Raw genomic sequence first — 17,753 nt, 5'->3', positions numbered from 1 at the left:
CTTTTATTCTCCGCCGTTATTCTTGTCCATGTACGTAATAACTGCCTTTTCGTGCAGCTCCTCAAAGTATTCCTCGAAAATTTCCTTGCGGCGTTCGGCCATCATGCGCTTGAGCAGTTTGTCCTTAACTTCCTTGAAAGGAGTCACTTCACCCGGCTTGACCTTGCGCAGCAGGATGATGGTCTCCTTGCCACCGATAAGGGTGGGGTCCGTCATCTGCCCGGGCTCCAACCCCTTGAGGGCGTCCTGCCACTCTTGTGCGAGCGCCTGTCGCATGACGTCGTTGACCTTGCCGCCGTCTCCGGCCCCGGGGCCCACGGAATACTTGTCGGCCGCCTCGGCAAAGGTCATTTCGCCATCGTTTATGCGTTTGAGAACCTCTTCGCTGGCAACGTCAACGGGAAGGACGATGACCGAAATATCAACCATCTCCCCCGTGGAATACTGGTCGATGTTTTGCTCGTATTCCTGTTTGAGTTCGGTATCGGTGACCAGCACCTTGTTGTGGACCATGTGGTTCACGATGCGATTCTTCTTGATGGAGTCCCGCAACTGGTCCCGGAAATCCGCGATGGTGAGGCCGTCTTGCGAAAGGATCTCCAACAGCTGCTCATCGGAAAGGTTCCGCTGGCTTTTGATGTAAGCGATCTCTTCGTCGATGTCCTCATCGTCCACGGTAATTCCATAAGTCTGGGCTTCCATGTCGAGCAACAGATCCTCGACCATCTTGTCAAGAATCTTGGCACGGATCTGCTCCATGGCTTCAGGGGTGATTTCCTTCCCCTGCTCCTTGGCCTTCTCCTTGACATTTTTCAGCTTCATCTGGAGGTCGGATTCCGTGATAATGCCATCGTTGACCTTCACCAGGATGCGGTCAAAGACATACTCCTCGGCCATGGCCGCGGAAGCGAAGATCAAAAGGATGCCTATGGTCAATGCTGCAATTTTGCGCATTATTCTCAACTCCGTTTCCCCGCCCTTCACGAGGGGGATTTTTTCGCGGTACTTTAGACCCTTTGGGCCCGCTCTGCAATACTGCAGCTACCCGTTCGTGGCGTTGTCGGCCGCTTCATCCGCGGCCTCGCGCAGAAGGTGCTTGCTGATCTTGATTTCGGCCTGGGAAACGGCCTTTTCCAACCATTCGTTGAAAGCGGCCTCGACCTTGCGTTCGAGAAGCACCTCTTCCACCAGCGGGTACACCTGCGTGGGGCTGAGCACCTTTTCAGGAGTCCTTTCCAGCACCACAAGGGCTTCGTAGCCGAACTTTTCCTTGATGACGCCGCTGCTCTGTCCTTCGTCAAGCCCCTTGAGCGCCGCGCTCCAAATGGCCGGAAGCCGCTTCTTGTTCATGACAAGTTCGCGAACTTCAAGCTCGGTAAAAGCCGTGCGCAGGGCCTCCCTGTCCCGCTCGTCGCGAAACTTGGACACCGCACTCTCGACCACCTGCCGGTTGGGCCCCCGTATCACCAGAAGCCGCATGGACGCGGGCATGACGAAGTCCGCGATGTGCGATTTGTAGTAGGCCTCGGCTTCCTTGTAGTCGATCTTGATGCGGGGCCGAAGCACCTGCTGCATGAATTTGCGTGCGGCAAGCTGATCCAGCATCTGATCGCGCCAGTGGTCCAGGTCGATATACTGCTCACGGATCAGCGTTTCGAACTCGCCTTCGGGATAGTCGGAGCGGACGTCGTTCTCCGCGTCCTGCATTTCCTGCTCTGTGACGGCCAGATCAAGCTTTTCAAGCTCCTGACGCACCAGCGTGGCTACGATCAGATCCGCCAGAATGTCGCTGTACTCCTCGCGCAGCATCTCCACGCTGGGGATGGACATCCCTTCCTGTCCAAGAGACTGGAGATCATGCAGATACTCCAGCGTATCCAACATGATGGGCTCGCCGTTGACGCGCGCCACGACCCCGACTTCGGTCGTATCATGGGAACAGCCCGTCAGCAGGACGGCAAGGGTGGTCAAGATCAGTATAAAACGTTTCATTTCGATTCCGTTTCGGTCGTTTGGTTGGGCCGCTCGTCAGCCAGTGCGTCCAGCTCCACAGCCGCAGCCTCAAGGGCTTCGCGCACCGAATCTCCCTCGGCGTAACGAAGCTCGATGCGCGCCGGCGGCATGAGCCGCGCCCGGTCTTCACGCGCCGAGGCCCACGCGACGAGGCTTTCCGGTGTGAAGGGACCGGTGCCTTCTTCCCATGAGATCACTGCGCGGCCCGGGTACAATTCAGCACGTTCGGCCTGCAGGCGCGCCAGCGTCTGCTTGAGCGTGAGCACGCCGATGAACGTGTCCACCTGCTCGGGCAGGCTGCCGAAGCGGTCTTTCAGTTCGGCTTCCAGTTCGGTGAGCTCGGCATCGTTTGCCGCTCCCGAAAGGGCTTTGTAGTATCGCAGTCTTTCGCGCGAGTCGGGCACGTAATCGCTCGGGATATGCGCCTCGAACACGAAATTCAGCTCCGGCTCGGAAGCCTTGGCCGAAACCTCGCCGCGCACGCGACGAACTTCTTCCTCCAGCATTTCGAGGAAAAGGTCCAGCCCCACGCGCGCGATCTGCCCGGACTGGGTCTCGCCCAGAATATTTCCCGCGCCGCGAAGCCTGAGGTCTTCCATGGCAACCTTGAACCCGGCACCGAGATAATCCAGATCAAGAATGATCCGCAAGCGTTTCCGGACTTTTTCCTGCAAATCATCAAGCGAGGGGACCACGAAATAGGCATAGGCCTGCCGCTCGCTGCGCCCCACCCTGCCGCGAAGCTGGTAGAGCTGGCCGAGGCCGAACATCTGGGCCTGATCAACAATAAGGGTATTGGCGTTGGGGAAATCCAGTCCCGACTCGACGATGGCGGTACAGACAAGCACGTCCAGCTCGCCATGCCAGAAGCCGTGCATGGTTTCTTCGAGCTTCTTCTCGGTCATCTTGCCGTGCGCCATGCCGATGCGCGCATCGGGCACCAGTTCGCGCACGTATTCAGCAGCGCGTTCCAGCCCTTCCACGCGATTGTACACCCAGAACACCTGCCCGCCGCGCTCCAGCTCTCTTTGGAGAATGCCCCGCAGCTCGGCCTTTTCGCGTGTCAGAATGCCTGTCTTCACCGGCTTGCGGTCCTCGGGCGGCGTCTCGATGACGGACAGCCCCCGGAGGCCGGAGAGCGACAACTGAAGCGTCCTCGGGATGGGCGTGGCCGTAAGCGTCAGTACGTCGATGGTGTTGCGGAACTGCTTGAGCCGTTCCTTGTGACGCACGCCGAACCGCTGCTCCTCGTCGAGGATGAGCAGGCCGAGGTTGGGCATCTCCACATCCTTGGAGAGCAGGCGGTGCGTGCCTATGAGGATATCAATCTCGCCCCTTGCCGCGGCTTCGAGCACGGTCTTCTGCCGCTTGCGGTCCACGAAGCGGCTGAGCATGCCGATGCGCAGCGGGAAATCTTCCATGCGACGCAGGAAAGTCTGATAATGCTGCTCGGCCAGCACCGTCGTGGGGCACAGCAGTGCCACCTGATGGCCTTCAATGGCCGCCCGAAACGCAGCCCGAAGAGCGACCTCGGTCTTGCCGAAGCCCACGTCGCCGCACACAAGGCGGTCCATGGGTTCGGGCTTTTCCATGTCCTCGAACACGTCACGGATGGCCTTCTCCTGATCCGGCGTGGCCTCGAAACCGAAACCGACCTCGAAATCGTGGTACATCTCGTCCAGCGGACCGTAGCTGAAGCCCTTGGTCACGCGGCGGTAGGCGTACATCTCAACAAGCTCATGCGCGATCTTTTCGATGGCCTTGCGTACGCGAGTCGTGGTGGCTTTCCAGCGGGTGCCGCCCAGCTTGTCCAGCGCAGGACTCGCACCCTCCGGCCCCTTGAACCGCTGCACGAGCTTGAGGCGGTCAACAGGAAGGTAGAGCTTGTCGTCCCCGGCAAAATCCAGAAGCAGGTAGTCGTTGGCCACGTCGCCGAGCTTCATGTGGTGCAGTCCGCCGTAGCGGCAGAGGCCGTAGTCGCGGTGCACCAGAAGGTCGCCGTCGGAAAGGTCTTCGTAAGCGGTCAGGCCCTTGAAGGCCTTGTCGCGGGCGCGGTGGGATTTGGGCGCCTCCGGCTGAAGCACGCCCTCGCCGAGCAGCCGGATGTCGGCCCACTCGACCTCAACTCCGTGACGAAAGCCGGAGATGACGGCCGAAGTGCCTTCCTTTTCAGGATCGAATCCCAGCCCGAAAGGAATACGTTCAGGCTCGGCAAGACTCAGGAAGCGGTTGCGGGACCGGTCGGTACGGAAGCCGAGGACGGTGGTCTGTCCAGCGCGGTTCCATTCCTTGATGCCCTCCATGAGCGCCTGCCACGGCCTGCGCTGATGCTCGGGCTGCCAGAAAATATCTGCAAATTCACCAATGGAGCGTTCCGGCAGATCAATGCCCTTCTTTTCCGTGCCGATGACCAGTTCCTCGAAAACCAACTGACGTCCGTCGCGCCAAGCCCCCCGAGCACTCTCAGGCGTCCGGCACAGGGCGGAAAGCGGCCAGCGGCGGCCGTGTTCCCGCTCCTCGGACTCCAGGAATCCTCGCCAGTTGCGTTCGGCGTCTTCAATGCGTTCGCGAAGCTCCCCGCCTTCAGCGAGGATGAATGTGGTCTTAGGTGGGAAGAGTTTTTCGATGCCTCCTGCGTCCGGATAAAACAGCCCCGGCCAGACGTTTCCGTCGGACTGGTCGAGTTTCTCACGCAGAAATTTCTCGTCGTCGGCCCCCATTTCGCCCCGAGTGCGATACTCCTCCCACAGTTTGCGGGCGGCAGATGCATGAGGATCCGCGGCAATGCCGGGCGAAACCGGCAGCAGCATGGCTTCAGCGAGGTCAGCCTTGGAGCGCTGCGACGGACCGTCGAAAAGGCGAATGTCTTCAAGCGTATCGCCGAAGAACTCCAGCCGCAGCGGCATGGGATATCCGGGCGCGTGGATGTCGAGAATATCGCCACGAAGCGCGGCCTGTCCGGGGCCGGAGACCATTTTGGTCCGGGTGTACCCCCAGCTCACGGCCTGCTCCAGAATCATCTCCGGAGAAAGGTCGTCGCCCTTGGAAAGTGGAAGCCAACAGTTTTCCAGCGTTGCAGGATCAGGCCAGCGGGTCATGAAGTTGTCCACGGTCATCAGCAGGCACATGGGCCGCTTGCCGTAGACAAGGCTGTGCATGGCGGCCCAGCGTTCCGCCCATTCTTCCGGACGGGGGCGCGCGGCGGGATACGGCGGCAGCACGGCAAGACCGTGCTCCCATGCCGGGGCGTTGGGATCTTCGCCGCCCGGCAGGGTCATCCCCAAAAGCGCACGAGACTCCTTGAGTTCACGCGCGCCCGGAACCACGAGCACGACGTTTTCGCCACGGTCCACGAGCTCCCGGGCAAGCAAGGCCCTGGTGCCGGGGCCGCTCTTGAAAATGCGCAGGCTGTCGGTCTTGCCGCGCAGAAAGTCCTGTAATTCTTTCGGCTGCACTTGCTCTCCCAGCCACCAGTGCGCGGAAACGCGAAAAAACCGCCTTTGCGCATCCGGCGAAAGGCGGCTTTCGGATTCTGGTGATCTCGGTATTTAAACCTTGTTCAAGGCTTCCTTTTCCTCGTTGCTCAACAGCTGGTCGAGATCGAGAAGGATGAGAAGCCTCTCTTCCAGCTGTCCCACGCCGCTGATGTACTCCGATTCAAGACCGGAAACAACGGGCGGCGGCGGTTCGATGGTGCCGGAAGGAATCCGCAACACCTCGGATACCGAGTCCACGATGAAGCCGACGATCATCATGTTGATTTCGATGACGATGATGCGCGTGTGCTTGTCGTGCTTACGGGACTCAAGGCCGAAGCGGCGGCGCAGATCCACGATGGGAATGACCTTCCCGCGCAGGTTTATGACACCTTCCACAAACTCCGGGGCACGGGGAACGTTGGTGATATCCATGGTCCGGATGATTTCCTGGACCCGCAGGATGTCCACCGCAAACTCCTCGTGACCGATGGTGAACGTGACAAGCTGTATCAGCTCTGCGTCCTGATGCTGAACGTCGTTTTCTTCAACTTCCATGATGCGGAATCCTCTCGCTGTCTGTGATGCGCAAACCGCTGTTCGGGGATGCTTTTGTATACCAAGGAAAAATGGCAAGGAGCGGCCGATTTGTCAACTCACATGCACGTTTCATCGTTTTTCGCGAAGGCGTTATAATCAGCGCGTTTTGGAGTTGACGCAATCCGCCTTTGAGACTAACGTATGCGGCAGCAATTCGCTAAGCGACCCGATTCTCTGACAATTCAGCAAAGAGGGCCTGATCCGTATGGGATACTACGCAAGCTCCGACGACAACATCTCTCTGGAAGAGCAGGTGAAATGTCTAGAAGATGAGGAACTTCTGGATTTCTGGATGGAAACCCAGGAACTGGCGAGACACGTTGAAAACTTCGGCCAGAACGACTCCGAGGTCAATCCGGAGTATGAACGAGTCATCCTCCGAGAACTTCAGTTCAGAAATTCAAGAAAATACGCTGTATAAACGAAAGCCCCGGCTAGCCGGGGCTTTTTTCAATCTTCAGAAGAGTATCTTCTCCGGCGGCCGCCGCTCCGGCACCACCTCTTTTTCGATCTTCCCTTCGTTCCACTCCTTGGAAACATAGAGCGCACAGAAGCAGGCGCCATACTCTTCAACATCCGCCTCGCGATAGACACAGGGACATATGATATCCTTGTCGGCCTCAAAGCTTCCGTTGGCAAGACGGCAAGGACAGGCCATGTAGCCCAGTCTTTCCTTGTTGGTCAGCAGGCTTTCCAGCAACGGAAAGGTCATGTCCTCATCTTCGTTGAAGTAATATCCCTTGGGTTCCTGAATCTTCTTCAGGTTCTCATACAGCTCGCGGACCTCCATCCCTAGTCCTCCAGAGCCTTGTTGATCTTGTCCTTGTTGAAGCCCACCACCACACTGTCGCCGATGACGATGGTCGGGAAGGACACTGCGGGATTGTGCTCCTTGATCTGCTCGATGGTCTGGCGGCGTTCGTCGCCTTCAAGCTCGTCCACAAAAGTGCAGTCGTATTTCACCCCGCATTCGTCCAGGTATCTCTTGGCGTTCTTGCAGTGAATACAGGTGCTGAGTGCGTAAACCTTGACGTCCTTGCTCATGAAGGCCTCCGGAATAATCTTTGTTTGGGTTTCGCTGCGGAGAATCCATACCGAATTCCTTTAAGCGAAACTACCTTATGCTCTTTTCAGCCGTCGCTGTCAAAGCTGCGGACGACCATAGTTCAGCTTGCGCTCCAGCGCATCGACCGCGGTGGAGCATATGAACGTCAGCACGAAATACAGGGCGAGAATGGTGATCCATATCTCGAACGTTCTGTAAGTGGCAGCCATGATCTGCAGTCCCTGAAACGTCAGCTCCTGGATGGAGATGATCGCCACGATGGAAGAGTCCTTGATGGTGGAGATGAACTGTCCGGCAAGAGCGGGCAACATGCGGCGCAGCGCCTGTGGCAGAACCACGTGCCTCAGCTGTTGGTAGCGTGACAGCCCCTGCGACGCGGATGCCTCCCACTGTCCTTTTTCCACCGACTCCACCCCTGCGCGGACTATCTCAGCGATGTAGGCACCCTCGAACAGCCCGATGGTGATGGTGGCGGAAACGAACTGCGGCAGCTGCTCCACCGGACCAAAAAGTATCGGCATGAGCGTCCGCGGTTCCTTGGAAAGCCAGGCGACCAGAGCGTCCATGTTCAACAGCGTCAGAATCTGGTCACCGATGAAGAAGTAGAAGACGAAGACGATGACCAGCGGCGGCGTGTTGCGCACGAGTTCAACATACGTCACCGAGAGCTGCCGGAAAAACAGCTTCGGACTCACGCGCATAAGGCCGAACACCAGCCCGAGGACGGTCGCCACCAAGCCCCCCCAGATACTGAGTCTGAGGGTGGTGAAGAGCCCCTGCATAAGCAGGCCGGGCACAAGCTCGCCCGACGCCTCGTCCGTGCGCAGCAGGTACTGGGGGATTATCGACCATTTCCAGTTGTAGTCGAGGGCCACGGTTGTCTTGTAGACAAACCATGCGCCCGCCCCGGCAACCGCCAGCAGGACGAAGACGTCGAGCGGCCGGAACAGTTTTTTCGCCTGAAGCGAATCTGCTTTATTCAAAACGGATCGCTACTGTAGCTGGGATTCCCATTCCTTGGACTTGAACCAGTAGTCATACCGGTTCTGGAGCCAGCCGTTGGAGAAGTTCACGCGAATCCAGTTGTTCAGGAAGTTGGTGAAGTCATAGTCGCTCTTGCGCACGGCAAAGGCGATGGGCTCGCTCGTGAAGTCTTCGTCCAGAGGCAGTTCCAGCTTGTCGGAGTATTCACCGGCAAGCGTCTCGGGCAGCGGGCTGGAAGCGACCAGTGCGTCGGCGCGTCCGCTCAGCAGCTCCTGAATGGTCTGGGATTCGTCGCTGAAAACCTTGAGGGTGGCTTTGGGCAGGAAGTTCTTGGCGGCAACGTGCGCCGTAGTGCCCATGCGAACGGAAATAACCGTTTCCGGGTTGTTGAACTCCTTGATGGAGTCACGCCCCCCGGCCTTGCGCTTGTTGGCCACGATGCTCATGCCGGAGTATTCGTAGGGGATGGAGAAGTTGACCTTGAGGTTTCTCTTGGGAGTAACGCTCATGCCGCCGATGATGATGTCGAACTTGCCGCCGAGGAGCGCCGGGATGATGCCGTTCCACTGCGTGGGAACCAGCTGGAGCTTGACGCCCATATCCTCGGCCAGTTTTCTGGCAACGTCGATCTCGAAGCCGACGTATTTTCCGCTCTTGTCTTTCATGGCCCACGGTTTGAACGTGTCGAAACCGACTCTGATGGCCTGACGCTGCATGACCGCTTCCAACGTGCTCGTTTTAGCGAGCTCCTGTCTGGCATCCCCTGCGGCAAGGGAAACGTGGGACACGCCGAGGATCACGATCAGGGTCGCAAGACCGGTGGTGATGGTTCTCCAGATTGTCATGGTCAACTCCTTGATTGATTTGATTTATGTAAGCATCAGCCGTTTTTCCATAACGGCCGCCAGTCGCGAAAGGGTCAGCGTGACGATGAGATACATGGCCGCCACGGTAAACCAGATTTCAAAAGTGAGGAAGGTCTCGGCGATAATGTTCTGCCCCTGCATGGTCAGATCCATGATGGCGATGGTGCTGACCAGCGCGGAGTCCTTGACCAGAGAGACCACCTGCCCGGTGAGCGGCGGCAGGATGCGCCGGATGGCCTGCGGCAGGATGATGTGCACGTACATGACGAACGGCGGCATCCCCTGCCCTTTGGCCGCGTCGAACTGCCCGCTGTCTATGGAAGTTATACCTGCGCGGAAAATCTCCGAGGCATAGGCTCCTTCGAACAGGCTCAGGGAGAGCACCGCGGCCCAGAACGCGCTCATATCCAGAACAGGGGCCACGACGAAATAAATGAAAAACAGCTGGATGAGCAGAGGCGAGTTGCGGATGATCTGCATGTAGCAGCGGGCGATAAGGCGAAACGACACATACGGTGACATGCGGCATAACGCCGTGCCCAGACCTATGAGAAACGCCAGCCCCATGCTTACCGCCGTGATCCGGAACGTCACGAACAGTCCTTCCAGCAACGGTCCGGGCGCAAAGCCTTCCTCCATGGAGTACAGGTACTTGGGCACCTGATACCACTGCCAGTTATACCCCAAGGTCTCGGATGCCGAATACAGCCCCCAGCAGATGAGGGCCATCACGGCCAGATACTTGGCGGTATCGAAAATGATGCTTCGCCGGACGGCAAGGGCTTTCACCGGCGCTGGGGGACTCTGACGCAACATTCCTCTCCGTATCGAGCGGTTTTATCCGTTTCAGGAACCATTACCCTAGCACAAAGCATGAGAAATAACAGAAGAAAATGGACCGAAACGGCATTGCAGCCGCCCCGGTCCATTCAGAGAGTCCAATCAATCGAAATAATTTACTCTTACGCCTCTTCCAGGCGCTGATCCACGAAATGCCGCACTTTCTCGAAAACTTCTTCGGGCGTGCCCGAGGCATCGGCGACCTTGAAGCGCTCCTTCTTGAGCGCGGCCCACGTGAGATACCCCTCGCGAATTCGATTATGAAAGGATATGTGCTCTGCCTCAAAACGCCCTTCCGCCTGCGATGTGCCGTCCTGCATGTTCCTGGTCATGGCGCGACGCAGACCGGTGTCGGCGTCGAGATCCAACAGCAGGGTCAGCTGCGGCCAGGTACCGTCCACGGCAATTTCGTTCAGTTCATGGAGCATCTTGGGGTCCAACCCGCGTCCGTAGCCCTGATAGACCACCGTGGAATCAGCAAAGCGGTCGCAGATGACCACCTTGCCCTCTTCCAGTGCGGGGCGGACAATCTGTGCCACATGCTGTGCGCGGTCGGCGAGGTAGAGAAAGAGCTCGGCCAGCGAGGTCAGGTCCTTGCTTTCCACGTGCAGCAGCATCTTGCGCAGCTCGGTACCCACACGACTGCCGCCCGGCTCCCGGGTCAGCAGCACTTCCCGGCCCTTGGACTCCAGATACTCCTTGAGCATGCCGATCTGGGTGGTCTTGCCGGTGCCTTCTATCCCTTCAAAGGTAATAAACATTGGTTCTTGACCTTCTTGGCCTTCTCCCGCGAAGGATCGGGCGTTTTGGGTGCTCGGAAAATATCTCGTTCAAGGAAGCGCAGATACGGGGACCATTCGGCGCCGGTCTGATCCATGTCGGCATACGCCTTGTCGATCATGTTCATCTTGGCGTCCATGTTGTCCGCGAAATGCAGCGCGAACCCTTCAGGTGTCTTGGGCCGAATGGGAGAGCCGAAGTCGTGCTCACCATGGTGACTGGTGATCAGGTGCCGCAGGTGCAGCTTGAGGCCGTCATCAAGGTCCTTTGCGCGACGCAGAAACGGCTCCAGCCGTTCCTGTCCCATCTGAATGTGGCCAAGCAGCTTGCCTTCGTCCGTATATTCGTGCGCAGGCCCCATGGTCAGCTCCCATGCCTTGCCGAGATCGTGAAAGATGGCACCGGCCAGCAGGGTCTGGCGATCAAGCTCCGGGTACACGTCGCACATGGACATGCACAGCTTGGCGACTCCGAGGGTGTGTTCAAGCAACCCGCCGACGTAGGCGTGATGCACTGTCTTGGCTCCGGGAGCAGCTAGCATACGGCGGCGGATATCCTGATCGCGCAGCACCTTGCGGCAGAACTTCTTCCACGGCTTGTACTGCATGTACTCAAGGATCATGTCCTCAAGCTCTTCCATCATCTCCTCTGCCGGACGCTCTGCGGCGGGCATGAACATGGCGAGGTCGTGCCCGTTTTCCGAAGGGCTCATGTCAAGGAAATCAATCTTGAGCTGCGGCCTGTCCCTGTAGGTCTCCACCAGCCCTTCCGCCATGACGATGCTGCCGGTGTCGATGGACTGAAACTGCTGACTCAGCGGATTCCAGATCTTGGCCTCCACCTGTCCGCTGCAATCCTGCAGGACAAGATTCCAGTACGGACCATTGCGGGACTGGGCCAGATCGGCCCGGGCCACGAGAAAGAGGTCGCGAACCCGTTCTCCGGGCGTGATGTCTCGTATGTAATGCGACTTTTGTGTCACTGCTGTTGCCATTGGTTGGAAGTTGGGGTACCCCGCCGAAAACGGGACCCGTCCCGGCGATGTGCGCGGCCGTGCCGCGCTGTACGCATTATGAACCTGATTTCACACGAATTGTCAAATTCGGAGCACCCATGAAGATACTGCTTACAAACGATGACGGCATCCAGGCCGTCGGCCTCCGGGCGCTTTACGCGGCGCTCATCGAGGCGGGACACGACGTCCGCGTGGTGGCCCCGGTCACCGAACAGTCGGCTGTGGGACACGCCGTGACCCTGAGCATGCCGCTGAAGGTCAAGGACTTTCAGGAAGACGGGTTCAAGGGTCAAGGGGTGTACGGCACTCCGGTGGACTGCGTCAAGCTGGCGCTCTCCACGCTGCTCGACGGTCCGCCGGACCTCGTGCTCTCCGGAATAAACGCCGGCGCCAACGTGGGCGTGGACATCCTTTACTCGGGAACGGTCTCCGCCGCAACCGAAGGGGCGCTCATGAGCCACCCGTCGCTGGCGGTCTCCTTCGATGATTTCAACCCGGGTGACCTTTCGGCGCAGGCCCGCCACGCCGTAAGCCTCATCCCGAAGATTCCGTGGAGCGAGCTGCCCGACAAATGCGTCATGAACCTGAACTACCCCAAGTGCGCGCCGGAAGAGAGCCGCGGCCTGAGGATATGCGCCCACACCCGGGCCTGCTATCGCGACTTCTACGACACGCGCACCGACCCGCGCGGTCGTCCGTATTACTGGCTCGACGGCGAGATTCCGCCCGAGTCCATCAGCCCCGACCGCGACCGTGCCCTGCTGACCGAAGGATACATCACGCTGACGCCGCTACACTTCGACTTCACGCACAGAGAAACCCTGACGAGGCTTGAAGGATGCGATTTCAACTGTCCCGTTGACGGTTTATAATTGCAATTGTATTGTATTCGCGCTCAAAAGGCACAATGGAATTAAACCTTTCCGGGAGGATATTAGATGGCTACCAAGCTCGGCATTAACGGATTCGGCAGGATCGGCAGGTATCTCACTCGCCTGCTCGCCGACGACAAGGATCTTGAAATCGTTGCGGTGAACGCTCGTGCCTCCAACGAGGACCTGGCGCACCTGCTGAAATACGACTCCGTCCACGGCACGTTCGACGGCGTGGAGGCCACCGAAAACGGCTTCAGCGTCAACGGCAAGGAAATCAAGGTCACCCGCAACGCTCCCGGTGAATGGACCTGGGGCGAGCTTGGCTGCGATTTCGTCATTGAGACCACCGGCAAGTTCACCGACCGCGAAAGCTGCGAAAAGCACCTCGCATGCGGTGCCAAGAAGGTCATCATCTCCGCACCGGGCAAAAACGCCGACATCACCGTGGTGTACAACGTGAACCACGACGACGTTACCCCGGAGCACAAGATCATTTCCAGTGCCTCCTGCACCACCAACTGCCTCGCTCCCGCCGCCAAGGTCGTCAACGACAAATTCGGCATCAAGCACGGCATCATGACCACGGTGCACTCCTACACCATGAGCCAGCGCATCCTCGACGGCTCCCACAAGGACATCCGTCGCGCCCGCGCCTGCGCCGTCAACATGGTGCCCACCACCACCGGCGCAGCCAAGGCCGTGGGCCTCGTGCTGCCGGAACTCAACGGCAAGCTGGACGGCATGGCCATTCGCGTGCCCACGCCCAACGTGTCTCTGGTGGACCTCGTGGTGGAACTGGACAAGTCCACAACCGCAGAGGAAGTCAACGCGGCACTCAAGGGCGCGGCAAACGAATCCCTCGGCTACACTGAGGAACCGCTGGTCTCCGTGGACTACAACGGCTCCACCTTCGGCGGCGTGGTAGACGCTCCCCTGACCCGCGTCATGAACGGCACCCAGCTCAAGCTCATCGTCTGGTACGACAACGAAGCGGGCTTCACCAACCAGTTGGTGCGCGTCATCCGCAAGGCAGCAAGCGTTTAGCACTGCCCGGCATAGACAACAAAAAAACCCCGCTCCGGCGGGGTTTTTCTTTCTTCAAACAGCACTTATCGCCCAATCATTCGCCGCAGCCGACGCTTCAGCCGCAGCCGGGCGAAATAGGTAAAAGGAAATCCAACGGTCCGGCCGGAATCACCACCGAAAAACAGGTCGAGCAGATGCACGGCCTCCCCGCCCTTTGACAGAAAACCGGCGCAACCGGCGCAATAAGTAATAATCCTGCGCTTCCCGGCCTGACGATGGACACGTTGCGTCCACTTTCCCGCAAGTCCGGGAGCGACAAATCCCACCGCGCCGCCTTCACCGCAGCAGAGCGTCCGATCTCGCGAACGCTTTGGCGAATCCACTTGGCACGGAAGCCCGTCAGCAAGCTTTCGCACGGCATCATGAATGGCGGATTCATTCCGAAGCGGACAGGGGTCATGCAGCACCGAGGCACGTTCGCTCAAGGGGATTGGAGGCGTGTCGCCGTGCTCGGCCATGACCTCGTATACCGTCAGCAGTTCCAGCCTCTGAGCATATTGACGAAAAACCTTGTGGCAGTTGGGACAGGCTACTATGACCCGGCGCACCCCGGCGGCATGGAGACGCTCTCTCAACGCATGAAAAGAGAACTCAAATCCCTCCTGAAGTCCAAGATCGTGTGACGGCTTGGAACAGCATTCCAACACGACTCCGAGGTCTGGATATATCTTTCTCAGATACTTCCACGCCTGAAAGGTTTGGTGGGGACGGGTCCCCGGCAGCGTGCAGCCGGGAAAAAACACGGTCTCGGCAGCATTCGGCACTGCAAAGAGCCTGAATAAGGCGGAGCGGCCGATCCGCTCATAATTCAAAACCGGTTTATATGGCCGTAGGTCGATTTCCCTACCCTTCACCGCCTGTCTGCGATAATCGAGGAGCATGTGCGACGGTCGAAGCGATTCCGGGCAAACGGCATCACACAATCCGCAAAGGCTGCATTCATAGGCAATGCTCCTGCCTTCGGCAGTATTGGCCCTCTTCGCCAGCTCGCTCGGGTCGCCATATTTTTTGAGAAATGCGCATGACGCCACGCACGCACCGCAGCTTGTGCAGGACTCGGAGATTTCCTCCGCACTACCGGTATTCATCGACATGCCAAGGACCCGCTATTATTGGGGCTGTACCGGCTTGCGTCCGGTTTTTTTCCGATAAAACGCCATGCCCTTTTTTGCCGCAAGTGGAAAAATTCCGAGCAGCGCGAAAGAAAGCAGCAACTGCGGCGAGAGAATCCCACCAAGGCTGTCGATCTGCGCGATCTGGCTGCCTGCGTTCACGAAGACAAAGGTTCCGGCCAGCATCCCCACCTGCGAGACCCAGTAAAAGGTACGCAGCGGCATACCGGTCAATCCCATGACCAGATTGATCACGAAAAATGGGAATATCGGGATAAGGCGCATGGAAAACAGATAAAAGGCCCCTTCACGGTGGATGCCCTCGTTGATCTTTACCAGCCGGTCTCCAAAGTGCCTTTGCACCCAGTCGCGCAACAGGTACCGGGAAATTGTGCAGGCAAAGGTCGCACCGATGGTGCTGGCGAACGACACCACGATGGTTCCCACCAGGGCGCCGAACATAGCCCCTGCCGCCAGGGCAAGCACTGTGGCACCGGGCAGGCTGAGGGTCACCATGGGGATATATACCGCGACGAACGCGGCTATAAGCATGAAGGGCCGCTGCTCGTAGAGGCGTTTCAATTCGGCCTGCGACTGCTTGATGTTCTCAAGCGTCAGCTTCTTGTCGAGGTCGAAATAGAAGAATGCGGCGACGGCCAGCGCCAACACCACAATCAGCAGAATCTTTTTCGCCGCATCGTTCATTCAGTACCCCTTCCGGACGAAACTTGCCATTCTTACAGGATACCCGGTTACTGACGCATGTCCAATCGCCACACGGCATATACTTAGCACAATTCCATAGGTGCCCTCTATGGAAGCCACTGGCAAGGCATGACCACTATCACAAAAAAAACAGGCCGCCGGAAGCCCGACGGCCTGTAGCCTTGAAATATATCAAGCCCGATTACTGCATGTTCACCCAGAGCACCGCACCGAGTTCCAGTTCACGGCCTTTGTACTCCTCGTCCGCAGTGGTCAGTCCTGCAAAACCCCACCAGCCCTTCCAGGGGCAGGCAAAGGTAAAGACGCCGTCCTGATCGGCGAGCACTTCCTGCGTGATCATGCGGTCGTTGGGAGCCTGCTTGTCGCCCTTGCGGTTGTAGTACTCGACTTCCACGCGTGTGAAGGGAGCAGGCTCGCCATCCACGAGAACGATTCCCTGAAACACGTTGCCTGCATAGTTGCCGAAGGGACGGGTCAGCGGGACGATTTCGGTCTTGAGGCCAACCGGCTTGTTCCAGTTCTCGCCTTCACCGTATGCGTCCACGTAGACCTTGGTAATATGCTGGATATAATTGTTTTCCGCGTCTTCCTTATAAGGAACGGGATTCATGACGAATGCGTACAGGCCGGGAGCCTTGGGGGTGAAGGACGCCTTCCATGCGTCGTGGCCCATTATCTCGGCGGGCTTCAGTTCGCCCTTGAGGTCGATCCGCTCTTCACCGTTGGCCACGACGAAAAATTCATCGGGCTTGACCAGCTCCATACCCACCATCTCCATGGGATGCGAGAAGGAAAGTTCCATCTCCACGGAACGGTTGTCTTGCGTCAATTCGTCGGTATCGGGAATGAGCATGCCGAAGTGAGCATAAGCCGAAACAGAGAAGGCGATGGTCATCAGGGCCGCAACAAGAAAGATCATAAGGCGCTTCATGAAAAATCTCCCCAAAATGTGCATCAGGTTGTCATGTAGAAAAATTCATCCTCACTTGATGCATACTCATACCAATACAGTGACACACGTCAAGACAATATTACTGATTTGTGTCAGACAAACATTGCCGCACACACAGAGAAAGAATGGTCTTGCTTTGATTTTTTTCGGGGAAATCAGGAGTTTTTCGACCAACGGCGGGCCAGGATCATGCCTGTAACGTTATGCCAGAGGCTGAACAGGGCGCCCGGCAGCGCCGATGCAGCACCGAAATGCTTCACGGCCAGTGCTACGCCGAGCCCGGAATTCTGCATTCCCACTTCGATGGCCAAAGCGCGTCGATCCCGGGCGGAGCAGCCCATGAAGCGGCCCGCGCCGTATCCGGCCAACAAGCCCCCGGCGTTGTGCAGCGCTACAGCCAGCGCGACCAGAGCGGGGAATTCCAGCAGCATGTCGCGGTTCAACCCAATGATGCAGGCAATGAGCAAAGAAATGGTGACAATGGAAACGGACGGAAACCAGTGCAGGATCGGATCGAGACGCTTCTTGAGCAACTGCCTGAGGACAAGGCCGTCGAAGAGCGGAAAGGCTACGATCCAGAACACGGATTCCATCATCCCGGCCACGTCGATGTGAACGCGGGCGTCGAGCAGAGCCCATGTCACAAACGGTGTCACCAAAGGCGCAATGCAGGTCGCTGCCAGCGTCAGGGTCACCGAAAGGGCCACGTTTGCGCGGGCCAGCAGCGCGATGACGTTGGACGCCGTGCCACCGGGACAGGCTCCCACCACCACGAGCCCGATAAGCGCCTCCTCGGGCAGATCGAGGGCCATTCCGATGCCAAAAGCCAGCAGCGGCATAACCGTATACTGCACCAGCACCCCGGCACCGACGATTTTCCATTTGCGGGCGATGTCCCGAAAATCCTCAAAGGTCAGCGTCAACCCCATGCCGAACATGATCACGCCGAGGCCGTGCGGGATGTAGGCCTTTATCCAGGTGAACCAGTCAGGGTCAATCAGTGCAGCCGCCGAAAGCACAACGGCGAGGGGAAGAAAATTGCGTTCTATGAAGGCCGGAATGGTGGCGAGGCTCATTGAAACAACCGTTTTTGTACGTTGGATACAAAAAAAGGCAGGGACGTCCTTCTGGACGCCCCTGCCAGGGAAACCGGACACCCGGCAACAACCGCTACCGCTGCTCCCTTTCGGGCCTGACGGGTTTCACGACGAAACCGCCGTCCGGCTTCCCTACACACGCGGCATCGGCCGCGAAGGAGCTAGTTCTTACGCTCGACCCCGCCCCGATGTCAAGCGTTTCTCAATGATTCCCTGTTCAGAAAGACTCTCTGCCAGAGAAAAATTCCCTGACCCTTGGACAGTA

18 protein-coding genes and 1 other RNA gene are annotated in these 17,753 nt (G+C 58.2%); 3 read left to right on the top strand and 16 right to left on the bottom strand.

Annotation, left to right across the window (positions count from 1 at the left end; translation table 11 throughout):
- Nucleotides 1-3: 3 nt before the first annotated feature.
- The 4 genes from B149_RS0102410 to B149_RS0102395 all read right to left on the bottom strand — a co-directional run bounded on the left by B149_RS0102410 (nt 4) and on the right by B149_RS0102395 (nt 6,047).
- Entirely contained in the window at nt 4-954 is a 951-nt protein-coding gene (locus B149_RS0102410) for a SurA N-terminal domain-containing protein (RefSeq protein WP_018123565.1), read from the bottom strand.
- Between the two features lie 87 nt (nt 955-1,041).
- Nucleotides 1,042-1,992, bottom strand: a complete 951-nt coding sequence (locus tag B149_RS0102405; protein ID WP_018123564.1) for a peptidyl-prolyl cis-trans isomerase — start codon at nt 1,990-1,992, stop codon at nt 1,042-1,044.
- On the bottom strand, nt 1,989-5,468 hold the full coding sequence (gene mfd, locus B149_RS0102400; RefSeq protein WP_018123563.1) for a transcription-repair coupling factor: 3,480 nt from the start codon (nt 5,466-5,468) through the stop codon (nt 1,989-1,991). The genes B149_RS0102405 and mfd overlap by 4 nt, the downstream gene beginning before the upstream one ends.
- Nucleotides 5,469-5,561: 93 nt before the next feature.
- Nucleotides 5,562-6,047, bottom strand: a complete 486-nt coding sequence (locus B149_RS0102395) for a chemotaxis protein CheW (protein ID WP_018123562.1) — start codon at nt 6,045-6,047, stop codon at nt 5,562-5,564.
- 247 nt (nt 6,048-6,294) lie between these two features.
- Here B149_RS0102395 and B149_RS0102390 point away from each other — a divergent pair, with 247 nt between their 5' ends.
- Nucleotides 6,295-6,510, top strand: coding sequence for a hypothetical protein (locus B149_RS0102390; protein ID WP_018123561.1), 216 nt, complete (start codon nt 6,295-6,297; stop codon nt 6,508-6,510).
- Between the two features lie 36 nt (nt 6,511-6,546).
- Here B149_RS0102390 and B149_RS0102385 read toward each other — a convergent pair whose 3' ends face one another.
- The 7 genes from B149_RS0102385 to B149_RS0102355 form a co-directional block, all read right to left on the bottom strand.
- A complete protein-coding gene (locus B149_RS0102385) occupies nt 6,547-6,879 on the bottom strand; it encodes a ferredoxin-thioredoxin reductase catalytic domain-containing protein (RefSeq protein ID WP_018123560.1) in 333 nt (110 codons plus the stop codon).
- Nucleotides 6,880-6,881: 2 nt separating this feature from the next.
- A complete protein-coding gene (locus B149_RS0102380; RefSeq protein WP_018123559.1) occupies nt 6,882-7,133 on the bottom strand; it encodes a glutaredoxin family protein in 252 nt (83 codons plus the stop codon).
- A 99-nt stretch (nt 7,134-7,232) separates the two neighbouring features.
- On the bottom strand, nt 7,233-8,138 hold the full coding sequence (locus B149_RS0102375) for an amino acid ABC transporter permease (RefSeq protein WP_018123558.1): 906 nt from the start codon (nt 8,136-8,138) through the stop codon (nt 7,233-7,235).
- Between the two features lie 9 nt (nt 8,139-8,147).
- Nucleotides 8,148-8,984, bottom strand: a complete 837-nt coding sequence (locus B149_RS0102370) for a transporter substrate-binding domain-containing protein (RefSeq protein ID WP_018123557.1) — start codon at nt 8,982-8,984, stop codon at nt 8,148-8,150.
- A 24-nt stretch (nt 8,985-9,008) separates the two neighbouring features.
- A complete protein-coding gene (locus B149_RS0102365) occupies nt 9,009-9,821 on the bottom strand; it encodes an amino acid ABC transporter permease (RefSeq protein ID WP_018123556.1) in 813 nt (270 codons plus the stop codon).
- 146 nt (nt 9,822-9,967) lie between these two features.
- Nucleotides 9,968-10,606, bottom strand: coding sequence for a dTMP kinase (gene tmk, locus B149_RS0102360; protein WP_026167404.1), 639 nt, complete (start codon nt 10,604-10,606; stop codon nt 9,968-9,970).
- Complete coding sequence (locus B149_RS0102355; RefSeq protein WP_026167412.1) at nt 10,582-11,607, bottom strand: 3'-5' exoribonuclease YhaM family protein; 1,026 nt, start codon at nt 11,605-11,607, stop codon at nt 10,582-10,584. Before B149_RS0102355 ends, tmk begins: the two co-directional genes overlap by 25 nt.
- 131 nt (nt 11,608-11,738) lie before the next feature.
- Between B149_RS0102355 and surE the strand changes: the two genes are divergently transcribed.
- Nucleotides 11,739-12,512: a 5'/3'-nucleotidase SurE gene (gene surE / locus B149_RS0102350; RefSeq protein WP_018123553.1), complete on the top strand. Its 774-nt coding sequence runs from the start codon at nt 11,739-11,741 to the stop codon at nt 12,510-12,512.
- A gap of 66 nt (nt 12,513-12,578) precedes the next feature.
- Complete coding sequence (gap, locus tag B149_RS0102345) at nt 12,579-13,559, top strand: type I glyceraldehyde-3-phosphate dehydrogenase (RefSeq protein ID WP_018123552.1); 981 nt, start codon at nt 12,579-12,581, stop codon at nt 13,557-13,559.
- Between the two features lie 65 nt (nt 13,560-13,624).
- On the opposite strand, the gene B149_RS16220 is transcribed toward gap, so the two are convergent.
- The 5 genes from B149_RS16220 to ffs all read right to left on the bottom strand — a co-directional run bounded on the left by B149_RS16220 (nt 13,625) and on the right by ffs (nt 17,624).
- Nucleotides 13,625-14,695: a (Fe-S)-binding protein gene (locus B149_RS16220; RefSeq protein WP_051069477.1), complete on the bottom strand. Its 1,071-nt coding sequence runs from the start codon at nt 14,693-14,695 to the stop codon at nt 13,625-13,627.
- A gap of 15 nt (nt 14,696-14,710) precedes the next feature.
- Entirely contained in the window at nt 14,711-15,418 is a 708-nt protein-coding gene (locus tag B149_RS0102335) for a TVP38/TMEM64 family protein (protein ID WP_018123550.1), read from the bottom strand.
- Between the two features lie 202 nt (nt 15,419-15,620).
- On the bottom strand, nt 15,621-16,370 hold the full coding sequence (locus tag B149_RS0102330; protein ID WP_018123549.1) for a DUF4198 domain-containing protein: 750 nt from the start codon (nt 16,368-16,370) through the stop codon (nt 15,621-15,623).
- Nucleotides 16,371-16,546: 176 nt separating this feature from the next.
- Nucleotides 16,547-17,467: a bile acid:sodium symporter family protein gene (locus B149_RS0102325; RefSeq protein WP_018123548.1), complete on the bottom strand. Its 921-nt coding sequence runs from the start codon at nt 17,465-17,467 to the stop codon at nt 16,547-16,549.
- A gap of 61 nt (nt 17,468-17,528) precedes the next feature.
- Nucleotides 17,529-17,624, bottom strand: an RNA gene (ffs, locus tag B149_RS18190) — signal recognition particle sRNA small type.
- Between the last annotated feature and the right edge of the window lie 129 nt (nt 17,625-17,753).

Origin of the sequence: Desulfovibrio oxyclinae DSM 11498, from assembly GCF_000375485.1 — a bacterium.
In the GTDB taxonomy this organism is placed as follows: Bacteria; Desulfobacterota; Desulfovibrionia; order Desulfovibrionales; family Desulfovibrionaceae; genus Pseudodesulfovibrio; species Pseudodesulfovibrio oxyclinae.
This window is presented reverse-complemented; position numbering and strand designations above follow the sequence as displayed.